Genomic DNA, 19,234 nt, shown 5'->3' on the forward strand with positions numbered 1-19,234 from the left:
TATTGCATAAACGACCGACTTCTGATTAAAAGTCGGTCGTTTTGCATTCGCTTACCTATGCACCAATCCATGCTAGAAACTCCTCCTCACTCAACACCTGCACGCCTAATTCTGCTGCTTTGCTGAGTTTGGAACCTGCCGCTTCACCGGCGATAACATAGTCGGTTTTTACCGAAACACTGCCACTGACTTTGGCGCCGAGTTGTTGTAATAGCGCTTTGGCATCGTTGCGTCCCATTTGGGAAAGGGTGCCGGTGAGTACCACGGTTTTGTCTTTGAACGGATTTTCTTTCACTTCCTGTACTTCAACAGTTTCCCAATGTACGCCCTGGGCGATGAGGTCATTCACCACCGCAACATTATGTTCTTCACGCCAGAATACAAAAATGCGATTTGCCACGACTTCGCCCACATCAGGCACTTGTTGCAGCTGTTCTAAATCGGCATTTTGTAAGGCTTCTAAGGTTTTGAAATGGTTTGCCAGATTTAATGCCGTGGCTTCACCCACATCACGAATACCCAACGCAAAGATAAAACGGGCGAGGGTCGTGTGTTTGGCTTTTTCTAAGCTGGCTAACGCATTTTCAGCCGATTTTGGCCCCATACGTTCTAAGCGGGTGAGCGTGGTTAAATCCAACTTGAACAAATCTGCCGGGGTATGAACCAATTCGCGATCCACCAGTTGCTCAATCAGTTTGGCACCTACACCGTCAATGTCCATGGCTTTGCGTGAGACGAAATGTTTTAGCGCTTCTTTGCGTTGTGCCGCGCAGAATAACCCGCCGGTGCAACGTGCCACCGCTTCGCCTTCAATGCGTACGATTAAGGAATCGCATACAGGACAGTGCGTTGGAAAGACAATTTGGCGCGCGTTGGCCGGGCGGCGATCGTGTACGATGCCAATAATTTGTGGAATCACATCGCCGGCGCGACGAATAATCACCGTATCGCCGATAGCAATGTTGAGACGCTCGATCTCGTCGCCGTTATGTAAGGTTGCGTTACTTACTGTTACACCGGCAACGAATACCGGTTGTAGTTTAGCCACAGGCGTGATGGCACCGGTTCGACCGACTTGGAATTCCACGTCATTTAATACGGTGAGTTCTTCTTGGGCAGGGAACTTGTAAGCAATTGCCCAACGTGGTGCTTTGGAAATAAAGCCCAGTCTTTGTTGCAATTCAATGTCATTGACTTTTAATACCGTGCCGTCAATGTCATAACCCAAGGCACTGCGTTTTTCCATCATAGTGCGGTAGAAATTTAAAACGTTTTCAACGCCATTACATAAACGGATCTCGCTATTTACCGGCACACCGACGGATTTCAACCATTGTAGGCGTTCATAGTGTGTTGGCGGCAAATCTACGCCTTCGGCAATGCCAATGCTGTACGCATTAAGCATTAATGGACGTTGGCTAGTGATTTTCGGATCCAATTGGCGTAAGGAACCTGCTGCCGCATTACGCGGGTTAGCAAAGGTTTTTTCTCCTTGTTCCAAGGCGCGTTCATTTAGGCGCTCGAACCCCTCGTGCGGCATAAACACCTCACCACGCACTTCTAAGCGTGCTGGCGGATTATCCGTGAGTAGCTGCAACGGAATGTTGCGAATGGTTCGAATGTTTTGTGTGATGTCTTCACCTGTTGTGCCATCGCCGCGCGTTGCTGCTTGGGTCAGCACACCATTCACATACAAAATACTGACCGCCAATCCGTCCAATTTAGGTTCGCAACAAAATGTCAATGGTTCTGGCACAAGTCCTAAACGATCTTGAATACGTTTCACGAACGCCAGAAATTCCTCATCAGAAAAGGCATTATCCAATGAGAGCATCGGAAGTTCATGTTTAATTTGCGCAAATTCTGACAAAGGCCGCGCGCCTACGCGTTGGGTCGGCGAATCGGCGGTGATCAGTTCGGGATGTTGTTGTTCTAAAGCTTTGAGCTGATGAAAAAGGCGATCGTACTCGCTGTCGGGAATCTGCGGATCGTCTAACACATGATATTGATATTCGTGATAACGCAGGTTTTTTCTGAGATCGTCAATTTGTTGTTGGATTGAAATTGTCATTGTTATTCCATAAAAATAATCGAAAAAACGACCGCACTTTAGGGCGGCAAATTGAAGAGGGCAATGTGGCGCGCCTCTTCCAAACCATGGCGCGAGGACATCAAGCCGTTCAATGAAAAATACGGCACATTATAAGGGAAAACCACGCTAACCAAGCAGCACTAATCAAATTTTCCACTGACTTTTTAGGCGATTTTTTTGTTCTACGGCGTTATTGTGCAAACTTCTACGGCGGATTCTGATAGAATAGCCCGACTTAAATCAATCGATAACCCATGAACCCATAGGAAAAATATGAAATTTATTGATGAAGCTTTGATTCGTGTCGAAGCCGGTGACGGAGGCAATGGTTGTGCCAGTTTCCGTCGTGAAAAATATATCCCGAAAGGTGGGCCAGACGGTGGCGATGGCGGCGATGGCGGCGATGTCTATTTAATTGCTGACGAAAATTTAAATACCTTAATTGACTACCGCTTTGAAAAACGTTTTGCTGCCGAACGCGGCGAAAACGGTCGTAGTGCAAATTGTACCGGACACCGCGGCAAAGACATTACGTTACGCGTGCCGGTGGGGACGCGCGCCATTGATAACGACACCCAAGAGGTCATTGGCGATTTAACCCAAAACGGTATGCGATTATTGGTTGCCAAAGGCGGTTATCATGGGCTTGGTAACACGCGTTTTAAATCCTCTATCAACCGTGCGCCGCGTCAAAAAACCATGGGCACACCCGGGGAAAAACGCGATTTATTATTAGAGCTTATGTTGCTTGCGGATGTGGGTATGCTGGGTTTACCTAATGCCGGTAAATCCACCTTTATCCGTGCCGTTTCCGCTGCCAAACCGAAAGTCGCGGATTACCCGTTCACTACCTTGGTGCCAAGTTTAGGCGTGGTGAAAGTGGACGACAACCGCAGCTTCGTGGTAGCCGATATTCCGGGCTTAATTGAAGGCGCCTCCGAAGGCGCAGGCTTAGGCATCCGTTTCCTAAAACATTTGGAACGTTGCCGTGTATTAATTCACTTGGTAGATATTCACCCAATCGATGAATCCGATCCGGCGGACAACGTGGCGATTATCGAATCGGAATTGTTTCAATACAGCGAATCCTTAGCAGAAAAACCGCGTTGGTTAGTCTTCAATAAAATCGATACCATGAGCGATGAAGAAGCCCATGAACGCGCAGAAGCGATCGCCGAACAGCTCTGTTGGGAAGAGGATTATTATTTGATTTCTGCCGCTACCGGCAAAAACGTGCCACAGCTTTGCCGTGATATTATGGACTTCTTGGAAGCTAACCCACGTGAAACAGAAGTCGTAGCAGTTGAAAACGAAGAAGTGAAATTCAAGTGGGAAGAGTATCATCAAGCGCAATTGGAAAATGCCGATTTTGATGATGAAGACGATGACGACTGGGATGACTGGTCGGAGGAAGACGAAGAAGGCGTAGAAATTATTTATAAGCCCTAATCCGATATAAAATAGGGAGAGCCTAGAGAATAGGCTCTCCCTATTGTCAATTTTTCGACAGACAGTTTAAACATGCCTACTGTGAAACGGTATTCTGCTGACTTGCTAAAATATTCCCTAAATTCATTTCCAACCAATCCACCAACTCAAACATTTTATTGGACGCCTGCGCGCCAAATTCCGTCAAGGTGTAATCCACTTGTGGCGGCACCGTGTTGTAGGATTTGCGAATTAACATGCCGTCCGCTTCCAACTCCTGCAAGGTTTTTGTCAACATACGTTCACTCACACCATCAATCGCACGGCGAAGTTCACTAAAACGCTTGGTGCCGGAATGCAAACTCACTAACACCAATGCCCCCCAACGGCTGGTTAAATGCTGCAAAATTTGCCGGGAAGGACAGGCAGAGGCTAACACATTGCCACGCTCAAAAAACTTTTCCATTTTTAATTCCTTAAAAATCAATTAATTAAAAATTATTTTCAAAAAATCTCAAAACTTACGTTTATGTAAGTACTTCTCAAAAGTAAGTTTTGAAATATAATACGTCACATCAAGCGAACAAGCAAATGTTCAAACATCATTTCAACTTAACGAGAAGGAAAACATCATGACAACGAAAACTATCGCAATTACCGGTGCAACAGGTCACTTCGGCACAATCGCGTTAAATTTATTAAAAGCAAAACACGCAAACGTCATCGCACTTGTGCGTTCTCCGGAAAAAATTTCCGGTGTAGAAGCCCGTAAATTTGATTATTCAAAAACAGAAGGGCAAGTAGAAGCGTTACAAGGCGTGGATACGTTAATTTTGGTGTCAAGTAATGAAATCGGTCAGCGTTTTGTACAACATAACAACGTAATTGAGGCCGCGAAAAAAGCAGGCGTGAAACACATCATTTACATCAGCTTACTCGGCGCCACCAACGACAATACGGTGAAATCCCTTGCCGGTGAATACGTTGAAACCGAAGCCGCCTTAAAAGCCTCCGGTATCACTTACACCATTTTACGCAATGGTTGGTATACAGAGAACTATACTGCGTCCATCCCGGCGGCGTTGGAAAATAATGCTTTCTACGGTTCAGCAAAAAACGGCAAAATTTCCTCTGTACTTCGTGCAGAACTTGCTGAAGCTGCAGTCAATATCGCACTGGGTGAAGGCCATGAAAACCAAACTTACGAGCTTGCCGGATCAACCAGCTGGACATTAGCCGACCTTGCCGCAGAAATCAGCAAACAAACCGGCAAAGAAATCCCTTACGTGGATATTCCGGCAGAAGATTACGCTGCTGCGCTTGTACAAGCCGGTTTAGACGCGGGCTTTGCAGGCTTAATTGCACAATGGGATGTAGATGCGTCAAACGGTGCATTATTCTCAGAAGACAAAACCCTTGAGAAATTGCTTGGTCGCCCAACAGCAGGATTGGATATAGCAGTGAAACAAGCTTTATCCCACTAATAACATTTGACTAAAACAAGGTGCGGTTATTATCGCACCTTTTTAAATGGCGTTTGTTTATTCGGGGAGTAATAAAAATAAGGAGAATGATCTGCCCCCAAAAAAGTTAGACTGACTTAGTTCAAGGACTGAGTTCTGTAATTCACAGGGCTGAGTCCTTTTAGTTTCCCCTGAATACGCTCATGGTTGTAATAGTGAATGTACTCGAGGATTGTTTTTCCAGTTGTTTGAACGTCTCAAATAGTTTACCGTAATAATATTCCGTTTTTAATCGGCCTTTTGCTTCATGATTCTGTCCCTCATATCAAATATTGTCTTATTTTAGCACCTCACCAAAAATTTTCGGAATAAATATTGACTTTAACCTTAGGTCAAAGTTTATGATTCGTGCTCATTCAGTTATCACATAGGAGAAAAACATGAAAAAACTTATGACTTTTATCACACTTAGCGCTGCTGCAGTTTCAATTTATGCCCAAGCTAATGAACAACCGCATCAAGCACACATGAATATGCCAATGTCGACAGATTCTGCAATGCAACAAGAATTAATGCAAGGTATGAATCAAATGCATCAAGACATGATGGCAGCTGCGCAATATAAAGATCCTGATGTTGCTTTTGCAGCAGGTATGTTGCCACACCATATTGGCGCAGTAAAAATGGCGGAAGTTGAATTAAAATACGGAAAAGATCCTGAGATGCGTAAGCTTGCTGAGAATATTATTAACGCACAACAAGCGGAAATTGAACAAATGCAAAAATGGCTTAAAGCACACAATAAAAAAGCTCCGTAAAATGATCTGACCCTAAAAGTTAGACTGATTTAGTTCAAGGACTGAGTTCTGTAATTCACAGAGCTCAGCCCTTTTAGTTTCCCCTGAATGCGCTCATGGTTGTAATAATGAATGTACTCATGAATCGTTTTTTCCAGTTGTTAGAACGTCTCAAATCATTTACCGTAATAACATTCCGTTTTTAATCGTCCAAAGAAGCTTTCCATCACACTATTATCTAAACAATTTTCCTTCCTTGACATACTCTGTTGAATGCCATTCTCTCGTAAAATCGCCTGATAACCGACCATTTGATACTGCCATCCTTGGTTAGAATGCAAAATGATTTTTGTGCCTTCAAGCCTTGTTACAGCTTGTACCACGTTAAGTTTAAATTCAGGTGAGTAATTTCACTTCTTATCCAGCGCTGTTAACCTATTGATTCTACTATGATTAAATTGGTTAACCCAATATTCTGATGTTGTTTCGGCAAGTTGAAAATGCCTGCGGGTAAGTGAACGATTTTTACCATTTTGAAGATAAAATTCGATGACTTGTTGTTTGAAAAGAAAATTGTATTTGGTCATAAAAAATCTGCACCTTAGTTAGTTGGTTGTTTAGTCCAACTGTTGGGGTACAGATCATGTTTTGAATTAATTAATGCACAAGACAAATTAGAAGCTACAGGCAAGGCAAAAATCACGCCGGCGTTTAATTTACCATCTAAATTTGTGTTACACACCGTCGGACCAATTATCTACGAAAACGTCAATGAAACTGACCGCACTTTGCTTGCCGATTGCTACCGTTCTTGCTTAGAACTCGCCAAAATAAACGATCTAAACTCTGTCGCATTTTGTTGTATTAGCGCAGGCGAATTTCGTTTTCCAAATCAATTAGCAACAGAAATTGCGGTAGAAACCGTGCGAGCATTTTTGGACAAAAATCCGAAAATGAAGGTGGTGTTTAATGTGTTTAAAGAGGTAGATTGGGCGATTTATGAAAAACTATTGGCAAGATAATCAAGAAAGTGCGGTTGATTTTAAAAATGTTTTATACCAACCGCACTTTTTATTTTCAAATACTTCCCGCCTTTTCAATCACAAAAATCCGTGCTTCTCCTTGCGGTTGGGCAACGTGTTCGGTGCCAATACCGGCACAGAATCGTAGCGTGCAACTTGTTGCACGAAATCGTAAATGCCTGAAAGGATTAAATAACGTTCCGTGCGTGGCTTGGTCGTGCATCAAGATGCACGCTACGCATGAAATCATGAATTACGCATTGAGATTAATCATTCGTGCAACAAGTTGCACGCTACGCGCGAAATCATGAATTACGTATTAAGGTTTAATCCTTCGTGCATCAAGATGCACGCTACACATGAAATCATGAATTACGCATTGAGGTTCATCATTCGTGCAACAAGTTGCACGCTACGCATGAAATCATGAATTACGCATCGAGGTTCATCATTCGTGCATCAAGATGCACGCTACGTACGAAATCATGAATTGCGCATTGAGGTTAATTATTCATGCAACAGATAGCCAAACTTTGGCTGGCTATAAGAAAAAAGTGCGGTCAAAATTTACCGTGAATTTTGACCGCACTTGGTGGGAAAGGATTAGTGGGTTTTTAATTTGCTCCAATATTTTTCATAAATATCGACAGCTTCGCCCACATCGCTTTGGATAATGCCTTTTTCCACTTCCTCAGCCGGTGGGAATAAGGTTGGGTTTTCTGCCATAGCCGGTGTCAACAAAGCTTTCACACCATTATTTGGCATGGAATAGCCCAATCGTTCTAACACCACTTTGGCGTTTTCCGGACGCAATAGGAAGTCGATGAATTTATAAGCGTTTTCGACATTTTTTGCGCTTTTTGGAATGGCATAATTATCCATCCAGAAAATCGCACCCTCTTTCGGATAAACAAAGGCAATTTTGTCGTTCTCTTTATGCGCTAAATAAGCGGAACCGTTCCAAATCATGCCTAATGCCACTTCGCCTTGCACATAAGGCACTTCCGGTGAGTCGGAGTTAAACACCGCCACATTTGGCAGAAGTTTCACCAAACGTTCATAAGCGGCTTTGATGTCCTCTTCATTCGTGGTATTTGGAGACTTGCCGTCTAACAACAACGCAATATGAAACACTTCGCGCGCATCACTGGTCAGCAATACTTTGCCTTTATATTCCGGATTCCATAAATCTGCCCAGCTGGTGATTTTGCTTGGGTCAATATCTTCGGAATTCACCGCTAATCCCGTTAAGCCGTAAACATAAGGCAAGGAATACTCGTTGTTCGGATCGAAGTCTTTATGCAATAAATTGTCCGGAATTTGTTTGAAATTGCTTAACTTACTGTGATCGAGCTTTTGCAACATGCCGTCTTTTGCCATTTTGTTCACATAATAGCTTGACGGAAACACCAAGTCATAACCGGCGTTATCGGAAATCAGTTTGAGTTTGGCATACATTTCTTCGTTGCTTTCAAAGGTGGAATAAATCACTTCAATACCGGTTTCTTTGGTAAATTCAGCAACGAGACTGGAAGGGACGTAATCGGTCCAGTTATAAACGTACAGTTTTTCTTGCGCAAAGGCGGTGGTGGAAAGGAGAGTCAGCGTCAAGCCGAGGGATTTAAGCGTTTTTGCAAACAAATTTTTCAATTTATTGTCCTCCAAAGCTAATCATAGCGAGTGGTTAATTTTCAGAAAAGAATTGAGTAAAAACTCGGCGGGCAGTATAGCAGATTTTTAGGTTTTGTCCTGCTCTTTCAGGTGGAAGACGTTAAGCAGAAAAATGCCTTCATACAAAACAGACCGATATGCACGCTTCCGCATTCGGTCTGTTTTCGGGATCGGTAATCAAATTAGTGTGAATTGAAGATTGTCAAACCAAACCCTAATCCTTGCAAAAAGCGATGTTCAAGCAGCAGTTCGTTTTTGATTAATGGGTTATGTTGCAAGTAATCCGCTGAAAATTGCAACGTCCAATGATGCAAAGTGCGGTCGATTTTTAAGGTGATTTCTTCCGTCTTTTCTGTGGCTTGGCGGGAACGATTAAGAATAATCGCCAAGCGTAAGATCCGAATTAACGCCAACACATCTTTTTCATGATAACGGGAGAATTTGAACATTTCCGGCAATTTAAAATTCCCCATATGGTAACGTACCAAGGTGGAGAGAAGACGATGCTGTTCGTTGTCGTAACCCGGTAATTCGGTGTTATATAAAATATACGCAGAGTGTTTTTGCAGGTTCTTGTGATTGATCACAATGCCCACCTCATGCAAGCGTGCCGCCCAAAACAGAACATCTTGCATGTCGTCAATCAGTTCCGGATTTTGCCAGCATGCATATTGCCCGAATAACAATGCCGCTGTTTGATACACCCGCTCCGCCTGCGCTTGATCAATATTAAATTGTTCCGCTAAGCCTAACGCGGTGCGCTCACGAATGTTATTGACCTGAAAATTCTTTTCTAGGCTATACATCACGCCTTCACGCAGTGCACCGTCGGAATAACGCATTTTTTCAATTTTGAAATTCTCAAATATCGCTTTTAAAATCGCCAAGCCAGGCACAAACACATCGGCACGATCAGGGTTTAAGCCATGAAATTTCAGTTGTTCAAAGTGAGAAAACAGCAAGGTTTGCTGAATAAGGTGATCCAACCGTTCTGCGGTGATAATACCGTCCGGATCGATATTTTCACTGATTACTTGATGCACGGTTTTAATCGTCCCCGATGAACCCAGCACCGACTGCCAACCCAAGTTGCGATATTCCCATGCCAAATCTTCGATTTTATTCACCGCACTTTGTTTGGCTAAACGGAAATTTTCTTCAGAAATTTCGCCATTCGGGAAGAATTTTTTGGCAAAACTGACACAGCCCATGTGGCGGCTTTCATAAATTAAAGGGGTAAAATTATCGCCAATAATCATCTCGGTGGAACCACCACCAATATCAATGACAAATTTTCGCCCCATTTCCGGTTGAGTGTGGCAAACACCGGCATAAATGGTTTTAGCTTCGGTTTTGCCGCTGATGATGTTAATCGGATAAGGAAAAACGGTGGCGGCTTGACGTAAAAATTCCTCGTTATTAATAGCACGACGTAGCGTGTAAGTGCCAACCACACTGACATTCTCCGCCGGAAAGCCTTGCAAACGTTCGGCAAACAATGCCAAGCAATTTACCCCGCGTTCAATCGCCGCTTGGCTTAACACTTGATTTTCATCCAAGCCTTCCGCTAATTGTACTTTTTGTTTCAATCGCGATAACACTTGCAATGTGCCGTTGACAATGCGGGCAACGATCATATGAAAGCTGTTGGAACCGAGATCGATGGCGGCGATTTCGCGCACCTCGCCTCGTCGTGCGTGCAGTTCACCGGCTTTGCTCAGTAAGTTTTCGTTATTCATATCGTTATTGGCTAAAATTCAAATTGATAGAGGAAGTCAAAGGCCTGATTGACGCCTGACACGGATTGTACATAAAGTTGTGGTAACAAGCGATAACGCAATGTCACTTCAGCTAAGCCGTCAAATAGTCCAACGCCGTATTTTACTTGCAATCGTGGCGTGATGCTGCCGCTTACCACCACTTTTGAACTGTCACCTACACCTTGCGTACCAAGATTCAAGTCATTGATCCCAAATGCTTTTCCGATACCGCCGACCACCTTGCCTGTTTTTGCCAATCCCATGCCTAACAAAGCGGCACCGACAGAACCGCTGGATGTCGAATCACTGCTGTTTTCTAATGAACGACCGGTTAAAATATAAGAAAGCGCCTGATCTTGTGGCATGCCCGGCTCAGCGAAAATCGTCACACTTGGTGCGCTAGCGATACCGGTGACTTTCACCCCGGCGGTCACATGGCTGTCTTCCATGGCTTCAGGATTGCGAATGGCTTCAATGTTTAAAGACGGTTGCGACGGCTGTCCCACGAAACTGATTAATCCTTTGCGAATCAATAAATCTTGACCAAAAGAGGCATAGCGCCCGTTTTTCAAATTCACTTCGCCATACAATCCCAAATTGCCGCGTTCTTGCTTCACGGAGAGTAAACCGTGCAAATTCGTATTCAATCCGTAAGCATTTAAACGGACATCATCACCGATTTTAATTTTAAGATCTGATCGGATTTCCATCCCGCCTCGTGTTTCCGATGGGATCGTTTTTGGCAAGTCCTTTGCAGCTTTTCCATCTAAAATAACCTCATCGGCACTCACTTCTACAGCGCTGTCCGGCAAGGACTCAATCGCAATTCTCGCCCATGGAATATCCACATTACCGGACAAGGTCAATAATTTCGGTGAGGCGCGGATTTCCACATCCGGGCTGATTTTTAAGCTCGCCATAGACGGAATATTCACTTTAAATTGATCCGCTTGTGCGCGTAAATGAGTGCGCCAATCGTTGATATTTTTCCAGTTGGCATCACCGCTAAGATGAAGACGACTCTCTGCCGTTTGTAGATGACCTTTGAGCGTGGATTGCGTTCCGTTAAAGTGTAATGCCAGTTCACCTTCTTTAATATCAAACGGCAAAGAACGCATTTTGGCGGTGAGTTTATCTAAATTCACGCGTCCATTTAAGGTTGGCGCATTCAGGTTACCGCCTAATGTCAGATTCGCCTTGAGTTCGCCATCAACCTTTTCATCGCTGGCTAACAATTGATTGGCAAGACTTAAATTTAAGTTGTGAATATGAAAAGTTCCACCAAGTTTACGTGCGTTAGCAATATCTTGTAAGGTTAAATCGGTGCTGATTTTGCCTTGATTGTGAATGTTCACTTCCGATTTAAGCGCCAAATTATTATTGGCTAAATTTCCGTTGAGGCTGATTTGCGGAAAATCCAATTTGAGTGTGCGATTCTCCAACTTTTGCGTCAGGGAAAGATGATTGCCTTTCACTTGCAGTTCCGCCAACATCGGTTTATCACTAAACCAAGCCACGCGCCCCTTGCCGGAAAGATGACCGGTGAGCATCTCCTGCGTCAAGATTTTATTCACTAACGCGAGGTCAAAACGTTTAATCTCAAACGGCACATCGCCATTCGCCCCTACCTTGAACGTCTGTGGAAAGCAAAGATCCGTGTTGCTGTGCATCCAACAATGGGCGGAAATTGTCGTTTCCGCCGTTTTATTATCAAAGGTTATCGCCACGTTTTGGTTGGTTTGGATATTACCAAATTCCGATTTAATCATGGCTTGGCTTAACGTGCCTTGCCAACGCTGTAAAGTGCGGTCGAAATTGCCGGTTAAATTCAGGTTTGCCGCCACCGGCTTGCCATCAGAAGTCAGGTGCAGCACGTGTTTTTGCTCATCGCCCGAGGCAGCAAGTTTCAGCTGGTTAATACTAATATCGTTATAATGAAAACCGTTAAGGTGAATATCCAGTTCGCCTTTTACGCGTTCTTCGCCGTTAATTTGACCTTTTATCATCGCTTGATTTAAATGCATTTGCTGAAAAGCCACGTGGTTCGCTGTGAGATCCACATCCACCTGCGGACGCATCACATCGCCGTTTAATTTTATGTGACCGGCAACCCCTGCAGATAAATCCGCCCATAACCCACGCAAATTCGGTGCGTTAATGTTTAAGGTGAAATCCGATTGTTTCCCCATCGAGCCTTGCGCATGGATCTTATTTTCCCCATAAGTCAACACCAACTGCGGAATCGTTACCCCCTGTTGGTCGCCAGCCGTTAAACCGCCCTGTAACGCAAGAGAATGTTGTGCCAAGGTGCCTTGAATATCCACTTGCGGCACCGCCACTTGCCAACCTTTTTGATTAACCTGACCTTGTGAGCTTAACTCGCCCGATAACACCGCAGGAAACGCAGATAAATAACGACCAAGATTCATTTTGGCTAACTGCAAATGGCTATCCCATTCCACCCCATCACGCCAATTCACATCGCCTTTCAGTTCGGCTGAACCCTCTAAGGCGTTAAGTTTTAAGTGGTGTATTTCAATGTTGGATAAATGGCCGACTGCCTGTAAATCAAGACTATTGGCAGGAATGCCCATGCCGTTGACAGCGCCTTTTAACTCAATTTGAGAGGTCAATATATCGCCGTTAATCGTTAAATTAACGTCTTTTATGCTTAACGGATCATTGCCGTCAAAAGGATATTGACCTCGAGCTACGGCTAATTTGATATTTAACGGTGTTTTCGGCGCGGTCAGCTGAGTTTCTGCGCTAAGCTCAGCATCTAATGCACCTTGTGTTTGCAACAAAAGTGCGGTCTGTTTTTTTAGCATTCCTGACAGCGTTAAATTCGCTTTCGTTGCCGGCAACAGCACCGTCTCTTTCTGTTTTAAGGTGTTTAAATCGGCGTTGATATTCAGTTGGAGCGGAAAATCTGCTTGCAGCTGGATTTGCCCCTTGGCTTGCACTTCGCCAAGTGAGCTTTTCACCGACAATGTTTGTAATTGCACGTTATCACCGGTGGCATCCGCCAACAAATCGGCAGCACTGACTTGAATCGCAAATTCACTTTCGCCTTTTGTGTTAATGGCTTGGTATTGCCAGTTTGTGCCGTGAATGCCTTGAATATGCATATCAAAAGGCAGTTCGATTTGCTGCCCTAAATCAGCGAGAAGCGGTTGACTAAGCGTTTGTTCTAACGCCGCCCAATCAATCGGGTTATTAGGCGCGGCTTGTGGCTGTGGCTCATCTTCCGAGGTATCGCCGATTTTATGGATAAAGGCAAAATCCTGAATGGTTGTGGGCGCTAATGTTAAACCGCTTGCATGATTGAGAGATGCCGCCGTTTGAAAAGTGCCCAATGTTATTTTCTGCTGATCAATGATGAGGCTCAGATCATGAATGGCAACCTGATGAATGTCTATGCCGATAGGCAGTTGAATACGCTTCATGGGTGCGCTGTCGGTGTCCGGTTTATCTTCCGAAGGTGGCAATAACGCGGTGTCAATTTGAATGGAAGGCTTTTGCAAGCGAATGTCGTCAATGCAAATATCTGCCCGCCATAAACAACTTAATTGTAGTTGCAAGCGGGCTTCCGCCACTTGCGTATCGACACCGGCTGTTTGGAATCTGAGGTTTTTTAGCACCAGCCCTTCGCTCAAATTCCCTTCGACCTGTTCAATCGAAAGTTCATCAAGCAAGGCATCTGTCCATTGGATGAGTTTATGCTGTCCGCCTTGTGTCGCGAGTAGCCCGAGCAGCGTAAAAACAGGCAAAAAAATGACCGCACTTGATACGCATCCAATGCGACACCAAAGGGATTTTTTCTGTTTTTGGGGTTTAGGCGCTTCAGGCGCTTGTTCCTTGTGTTCTGTCATTATGGTATCCGTTCGACTGTTTAGATTTCGGCGCCAAGCCCAATATAAAATTGAATATTTTTGCTGTTGTCTTTGTCATGTACCGGTGTAGCAATATCGAATTTAATCGCGCCCACAGGCGATGCCCATCGCACGCCAACGCCGGTGCCATAGCGTAATTCGTCCGGATCAAACGTATTGGCTGCCAATCCGCTATCCACAAAGGTCGCCAACCACCAATTCGGATAAACCTGATATTGATATTCCAGCGTACCGGTCAGCAAGCGTGAACCGCCGATAAGTTTGCCGTTGCGATCTTTCGGTGAGATTTTTTTGTATCCGTAACCACGTACACTACGATCGCCACCGGCAAAAAAACGTAAGGCAGGAGGAAGGCGGTGAATATTGGCAGTATTCAATATGCCCACATCCAAACGGGTCAGAAAACGGTGATTTTGCGCATAGGTGCGAATCCACGCGGTAGAGCCTTGAATTTTCCAGAAATTCACATCCGATAGCCACAGTTTACGTCCGAAATCTGTCGTAATGCGTTGCGAATCACCCCAATCAGGAAAAGCCCCACCGCGTAAACGGGTACGGCTTAAGGAGGCTGTTGGATAGAGTAATAGCGTGCTGTCGGAAATATCCGCTTGGGTAAAGGAATCATGGCGCATCCGCAAACCGAGCGAATATTGCCAGCCGGTCGGGTGATTCCAATAACGCAAGGCGGCAACCGTCGTGGCGGTGGTTTGAGTGTCGTTTTTATTTTCACGCTCAAAACCTGCCGAATATTCATAGTAATAATTCAGCGGATTTTTTAACAATGGCTGTTTATAGGTTAATTCAAGGGTTTGTTTCGGAGAAGAAAGATACAGATTGCTGCGAATACTGTGCCCGCGATCATTAATCCAAGGTTTGGTCCAACTCCATTGTAAACGAGGTCCAACATCGGTGGAATAGCCTATCCCGACGCTCATAATGTTTTTCTTACGCGGGTAAAGTAGCACATCTAAATCCACCGTTTTTGTCTTCTCTTTGAGGTGCGGTTGCAATAACACGGAGCTAAACCAACTGGTGGAAGAATAGTTATTATTCAGCGTGGAAAGATCACTCAATAAATAGTCTTCGCCAGACTTAACATTGAGCATATTGCGTAAAAATTCTTCACGAATTTGGGCGTGCAGAAAGTTAATTTTTCCATAGCGGTAACGTTTTTGGCTATTAAAGGCGAGTTTCCACCATGCCTCATGGGTGGATTTCATGACTTCCAAACGGGAAGTCTCAAATGCTGCATCAAAATAACCACGGGTGAGCGCCAGTTGTTGTAGTTGGCTTTTATAGTCCTCATACACTTCATGATTCAACACCGTGCCAATTTTCGGCAGTTGCGTCTTTAGCTTGAGAAAAAACGGATCCTGCTCGGCATCACCGCGAATCATGACCTCCGTTCCGGCAAGTTTCACCGGCGCTCCCGGCGATACGTGCGCAATGAGCAAAGGGGTTTTGCCTTCACGGGGTTTCAGTTTAAACTGAATCGTCGAATCATAATAACCTAAGGCGCGCAATCCCTTATCAATCGCAGCGCTGACCACATCCTGATAGCGTGCAATATCCGTTGTATCATATTTCTCAACAGCATTGAGGTGAAGTCGAATATTTTCATCCAAGGCATGATTTTTAACGCCTTCAATGCGTAATTCCACCGGATTTTCCGCCCAAGCAACGGTAGATCCAAACAAGCCGAAAGAAAGAAGCGCACACAGGCGCCATGTCGTGATATTGCTACTCAGTTGCTTCATACTTACCCCAAAATTAAAGGCTTGTAGTGTACCGTTTAGACCATAGCCCTGCAATGTAAAGTGCGGTGAATTTTTAAAAAATTTCCGGAACTCGGTAACAGTGAAAAAAACAGAAAAAAATAGCCGGAAGAAACCGGCTATTGCAGAAAGGAAAAACATTATCCGTTTTGATGTTTAAAATATAACACCGTGGCAGCAACGCGCGAATGCACGTTCAATTTACGCAACAAATTGCGGATATGTACTTTAACGGTTTCTTCCGAAATAAATAATTGTCCGGCAATTTGTTTGTTGGAAAGTCCGGTGGCAATTAAACGCAACACATCCATTTCACGATCCGTTAAAGAATAAATCGGCTCTTGAGAAGATTGGCGTTCAATCAGTAAATCTTTAATGGAATCACTTAAAATCACTTCCCCTTGCGCAATGCGTTTAAGCTGAGAAAGCAGGGTATCCGGCTCGGTGTCTTTGAGTAAATAGCCATCCGCACCGGCATCAATTAAGGTGAAAATATCACTTCTCGCATCAGATACGGTTAAGATCACAATACGGGCATCCACGCCTTCCGATCTTAACGCTTTTAGCGTATCCAAACCGGACAACCCTTTCATATTCAGATCTAAAATGATGAGATCCGGTGACGTTTGTAATGCCAAGCTAATGCCTTCGCTGCCGTTCCCTGCACCACCGACGACTTCAAAACCCTCTTCCAATTCAACAAGTTGTTTGATGCCTCGACGCATTAACGGATGATCGTCAATAATTAATACTTTTAATTTATCAGTCATGTGACCCCCTTAAGATAAGGCTAGGCGACTATGAAACGGCACAATAGTCATCCCGTCTTTTGTCGTTAATAGCTGGTAAAATTGTGGATAATTGAAATCACGTTGCACGATTTTATACGGATTGTTATTTTCATCCAACCCTGACGCTTGATAAATTCGGTTAATTTCGTGAATTTTTTTCTCTTTTGTGCCATCACAGTTACGATAAATCTCAATGCGATTGAGCTCATCTAAGATGTACACATTGAAACTCCCGTTCGGATTATCTTCAAAAAAGAATTGCAAGAACCCTTCACTGGCAAAGGCGTCAATTTCACGTGGGTATTTATGATGTTTCACCACGGCAGGATAAGTCGGATTGACTTTGTAGCTAAGAGCGGTGTCAATTTGACTGGTTTTAGTGAGTTTCGCATTATGAATTTCTTGCAAACTAATGCCGCGCTCTTCAAAGAAAAACTGCCAGTTTTTCCCTGCCACGCGCAATAAATTATTTTTCGGTGGTTGGGATGCACCGACTTGAATGCTAATGCATTTATTAATCAGAGTCGTCACAATGCGGCGTAAGGCGCGGCGATAATACCGACTGTAACAAAACACCTGCACCGACTTGGGCAACGGCGCACCGCGATAAATTTTGTTGGAAAGCACTTTTAACGCCAACAAAATAGCATTCGGCCCTTCAAAATGCAACGTCCGCACTTCGTTCCAAACGTTGCGATACGTGAGATCAATGCTGCCGACTAAACTTTCTTCGTTCGCGCCGAAACTAAATAAGTCGCTCGATTGAATACTTGACTTGATGTCGGTTAAATGTGCGGTCGGATCTTGGGTCAAATTAATAATGACCGCAAGACTACGAATCTCACAAGGGTGGCTCAGGTCGGAATTGCTGGCAGAGGCGTTGTCGATAGGAAATGTCAATCGCAAATCCGTCACAAACTGGCGCAACGTGTTAAGCTCGACATTTTTACTGGCAACAAAGAGCTCGGTATTTGCCGTAAGCAAACGATTGAAATACGCCCACGCCACTAATTTATTCAGGCTTTGGCTATATTCTGTATAACGCGGACGACAAAAACCGTGAATGTCCGGCGTCTGGTTAATCATATACCAACCATCCTTAAACTGACGGTTATTACGCACTTCAATAAACGTTAGATAGCGTTCCGATAAATCCACAGCAAACTGTGGATTCAGCAAGGTCACTTTGCCCGGCAATTCTTCAAACGTCGTGTAAAGTTTACGGGTTAATATGCTCATATCTTGCGGCATAATGCTGACATTGACCTGATGTTTGCGGGCAAACTTCACTAAGTTACGATAACTCAACATTAAAAACTTAATCAGGTCATTATGCATTTTTTCGGCTTGCTTAATTTTCCATTGTTGGCGCTGGTTTAATAATTCCACTTGCCCACAATGCCAGCCCCATTGTTGCGTCAGCTTAAGTAACGCATCCAATCGCCAGTTACTTTTATTTACCTCTGCTTCGTTCTCATGCACTTTGATATAAAAGCAACAACGTACAAAATCCAGCCGTTTATATTCTTTTCGTTCGGTCAAATAAGCAGTTACCCGTTGCAGCATCGCCAAATAAGGATCAAATTGATGAGCAACGTTCAATTCACCGGTTAATAAGGCGTGTTTAAATTCACGAGAAATCAAATACGTGTTTGGATAACGCCAAGAATAGGTTTCTAACAACAAAATTTTCAGCAACGATTTATAAGGGTAATCAATCCCTTTATACAGCTGCCATAAGGTCGCACCAAAATACTCATTGGCGGACAAGGTGCCTAACCCCCCGAAATCCACCCAATCATTTAAATCCAATTGCTGCGTTTGCGTTAAGCGTTCGATTTCTGCCTCGTAATCCGCTTCATTTTCAATCAGCAAATGCAGCCACAATAACGGTTTTCCGGCAAGGCGTATGGCTGAACGGTAAAATTCATCCAGCAACAACATATATTGTGCCGAACCGCAATTCTCGGCAGTCATTGGCTCAACATAACGAAAACACCGAAACCGTCTTTGATCCATTAAATAGAAATTCATTTCTACGTGAACACGCTTTGCCCATTGTTGAATACGCTCGACTTTTTGCTGTAAAAGTTCACGTGCTGATGGACTCAAATCTTCTCGATGACACAGCCAAATATCTAAATCAGATTGTGGCGTTTGGGCAATAGAGGCGATGCTGCCCATCACATAGACGCCAAGAATGGCTTCCGATTCAAAAGTGCGGTGTTTTTTGAGGAAGTTTTTCACGCTTTCATCTGTCAGCGTATGCGCAAGATATTCCTGTTGGAATGGCGTTGGGGAAAAATGGGCAATGCCGGTGGGCGCATCGGGAACATAGCCCGGCAAATCGGCATGATTGAAATGAAGCAATAACGGGATAAGTTTGAAAACCTGTTGAAAGGATTCAGGCGTGTCGGATAAAGCCCGCTGGATACGCAACCTATCTAAATCGTCCACACGTTGTTTAGCTTTATCGAGATCAAACTTCAAGTAATATCCTGTTTTTTACGACGGTCATGCTTCGCTGGTGGCTACTCTATCA

General features: G+C 44.2%; 13 protein-coding genes and 3 pseudogenes. 4 read left to right on the forward strand and 12 right to left on the reverse strand.

What is annotated here, in order from left to right:
* Nucleotides 1–55: 55 nt before the first annotated feature.
* The gene (gene ligA, locus J5X96_RS00925; RefSeq protein WP_209363712.1) at nucleotides 56–2,071 is read right to left on the reverse strand and encodes an NAD-dependent DNA ligase LigA; all 2,016 of its coding nucleotides are present in this window, start codon (nucleotides 2,069–2,071) and stop codon (nucleotides 56–58) included.
* Between the two features lie 294 nt (nucleotides 2,072–2,365).
* On the opposite strand from ligA, the gene cgtA reads away from it, so the two are divergent.
* Entirely contained in the window at nucleotides 2,366–3,541 is a 1,176-nt protein-coding gene (cgtA, locus tag J5X96_RS00930; protein ID WP_209363714.1) for an Obg family GTPase CgtA, read from the forward strand.
* A gap of 76 nt (nucleotides 3,542–3,617) precedes the next feature.
* On the opposite strand, the gene J5X96_RS00935 is transcribed toward cgtA, so the two are convergent.
* Nucleotides 3,618–3,986 (reverse strand): helix-turn-helix domain-containing protein, encoded by a 369-nt coding sequence (locus tag J5X96_RS00935; protein ID WP_209363716.1) that lies wholly within the window; start codon nucleotides 3,984–3,986, stop codon nucleotides 3,618–3,620.
* Nucleotides 3,987–4,152: 166 nt separating this feature from the next.
* Here J5X96_RS00935 and J5X96_RS00940 point away from each other — a divergent pair, with 166 nt between their 5' ends.
* Complete coding sequence (locus tag J5X96_RS00940; protein ID WP_209363718.1) at nucleotides 4,153–5,004, forward strand: SDR family oxidoreductase; 852 nt, start codon at nucleotides 4,153–4,155, stop codon at nucleotides 5,002–5,004.
* Between the two features lie 116 nt (nucleotides 5,005–5,120).
* Here J5X96_RS00940 and J5X96_RS00945 read toward each other — a convergent pair.
* Nucleotides 5,121–5,281 (reverse strand): annotated as a pseudogene (locus J5X96_RS00945) (IS3 family transposase); the annotation flags it as partial.
* Nucleotides 5,282–5,423: 142 nt separating this feature from the next.
* Here J5X96_RS00945 and J5X96_RS00950 point away from each other — a divergent pair.
* Complete coding sequence (locus J5X96_RS00950; RefSeq protein ID WP_048750582.1) at nucleotides 5,424–5,801, forward strand: DUF305 domain-containing protein; 378 nt, start codon at nucleotides 5,424–5,426, stop codon at nucleotides 5,799–5,801.
* A 29-nt stretch (nucleotides 5,802–5,830) separates the two neighbouring features.
* Here J5X96_RS00950 and J5X96_RS09695 read toward each other — a convergent pair.
* Together J5X96_RS09695 and J5X96_RS09825 are read right to left on the reverse strand one after the other, a co-directional pair.
* Nucleotides 5,831–6,157: pseudogene (locus J5X96_RS09695) on the reverse strand (transposase); the annotation flags it as partial.
* 33 nt (nucleotides 6,158–6,190) lie between these two features.
* Nucleotides 6,191–6,367: a helix-turn-helix domain-containing protein gene (locus J5X96_RS09825; protein WP_048750583.1), complete on the reverse strand. Its 177-nt coding sequence runs from the start codon at nucleotides 6,365–6,367 to the stop codon at nucleotides 6,191–6,193.
* A 42-nt stretch (nucleotides 6,368–6,409) separates the two neighbouring features.
* On the opposite strand from J5X96_RS09825, the gene J5X96_RS00960 reads away from it, so the two are divergent.
* On the forward strand, nucleotides 6,410–6,802 hold the full coding sequence (locus J5X96_RS00960) for a macro domain-containing protein (RefSeq protein WP_209363720.1): 393 nt from the start codon (nucleotides 6,410–6,412) through the stop codon (nucleotides 6,800–6,802).
* A 55-nt stretch (nucleotides 6,803–6,857) separates the two neighbouring features.
* On the opposite strand, the pseudogene J5X96_RS09700 reads toward J5X96_RS00960, so the two are convergent.
* The 7 genes and pseudogenes from J5X96_RS09700 to J5X96_RS00990 all read right to left on the reverse strand — a co-directional run.
* Nucleotides 6,858–6,944 (reverse strand): annotated as a pseudogene (locus tag J5X96_RS09700) (cupin); the annotation flags it as partial.
* 461 nt (nucleotides 6,945–7,405) lie between these two features.
* Nucleotides 7,406–8,452 (reverse strand): extracellular solute-binding protein, encoded by a 1,047-nt coding sequence (locus J5X96_RS00965; protein WP_209363722.1) that lies wholly within the window; start codon nucleotides 8,450–8,452, stop codon nucleotides 7,406–7,408.
* 203 nt (nucleotides 8,453–8,655) lie between these two features.
* Nucleotides 8,656–10,212 (reverse strand): exopolyphosphatase, encoded by a 1,557-nt coding sequence (gene ppx, locus J5X96_RS00970; protein ID WP_209363731.1) that lies wholly within the window; start codon nucleotides 10,210–10,212, stop codon nucleotides 8,656–8,658.
* 11 nt (nucleotides 10,213–10,223) lie between these two features.
* The gene (locus tag J5X96_RS00975; RefSeq protein ID WP_209363733.1) at nucleotides 10,224–14,105 is read right to left on the reverse strand and encodes a translocation/assembly module TamB domain-containing protein; all 3,882 of its coding nucleotides are present in this window, start codon (nucleotides 14,103–14,105) and stop codon (nucleotides 10,224–10,226) included.
* A 20-nt stretch (nucleotides 14,106–14,125) separates the two neighbouring features.
* A complete protein-coding gene (locus J5X96_RS00980; RefSeq protein ID WP_371812527.1) occupies nucleotides 14,126–15,883 on the reverse strand; it encodes an autotransporter assembly complex family protein in 1,758 nt (585 codons plus the stop codon).
* Between the two features lie 158 nt (nucleotides 15,884–16,041).
* The gene (gene narL, locus J5X96_RS00985) at nucleotides 16,042–16,671 is read right to left on the reverse strand and encodes a two-component system response regulator NarL (protein WP_021616089.1); all 630 of its coding nucleotides are present in this window, start codon (nucleotides 16,669–16,671) and stop codon (nucleotides 16,042–16,044) included.
* 9 nt (nucleotides 16,672–16,680) lie between these two features.
* Nucleotides 16,681–19,182 carry a class I adenylate cyclase gene (locus J5X96_RS00990; protein WP_209363743.1) on the reverse strand — a complete coding sequence of 834 codons (2,502 nt, stop codon included), beginning with the start codon at nucleotides 19,180–19,182 and terminating at the stop codon, nucleotides 16,681–16,683.
* Between the last annotated feature and the right edge of the window lie 52 nt (nucleotides 19,183–19,234).

This window comes from Aggregatibacter sp. 2125159857 (assembly GCF_017798005.1).
Taxonomy (GTDB): domain Bacteria; phylum Pseudomonadota; class Gammaproteobacteria; order Enterobacterales; family Pasteurellaceae; genus Aggregatibacter.

What these genes read in the sequence shown, in the direction of transcription:
- J5X96_RS09825 (WP_048750583.1), bottom strand. Translation starts at nt 6,367, where the DNA reads ATGACCAAATACAATTTTCTTTTCAAACAACAAGTCATCGAATTTTAT.
- J5X96_RS00940 (WP_209363718.1), top strand. Translation starts at nt 4,153, where the DNA reads ATGACAACGAAAACTATCGCAATTACCGGTGCAACAGGTCACTTCGGC.
- J5X96_RS00980 (WP_371812527.1), bottom strand. Translation starts at nt 15,883, where the DNA reads ATGAAGCAACTGAGTAGCAATATCACGACATGGCGCCTGTGTGCGCTT.
- cgtA (WP_209363714.1), top strand. Translation starts at nt 2,366, where the DNA reads ATGAAATTTATTGATGAAGCTTTGATTCGTGTCGAAGCCGGTGACGGA.
- J5X96_RS00935 (WP_209363716.1), bottom strand. Translation starts at nt 3,986, where the DNA reads ATGGAAAAGTTTTTTGAGCGTGGCAATGTGTTAGCCTCTGCCTGTCCT.
- ligA (WP_209363712.1), bottom strand. Translation starts at nt 2,071, where the DNA reads ATGACAATTTCAATCCAACAACAAATTGACGATCTCAGAAAAAACCTG.
- J5X96_RS00975 (WP_209363733.1), bottom strand. Translation starts at nt 14,105, where the DNA reads ATGACAGAACACAAGGAACAAGCGCCTGAAGCGCCTAAACCCCAAAAA.
- J5X96_RS00950 (WP_048750582.1), top strand. Translation starts at nt 5,424, where the DNA reads ATGAAAAAACTTATGACTTTTATCACACTTAGCGCTGCTGCAGTTTCA.
- narL (WP_021616089.1), bottom strand. Translation starts at nt 16,671, where the DNA reads ATGACTGATAAATTAAAAGTATTAATTATTGACGATCATCCGTTAATG.
- ppx (WP_209363731.1), bottom strand. Translation starts at nt 10,212, where the DNA reads ATGAATAACGAAAACTTACTGAGCAAAGCCGGTGAACTGCACGCACGA.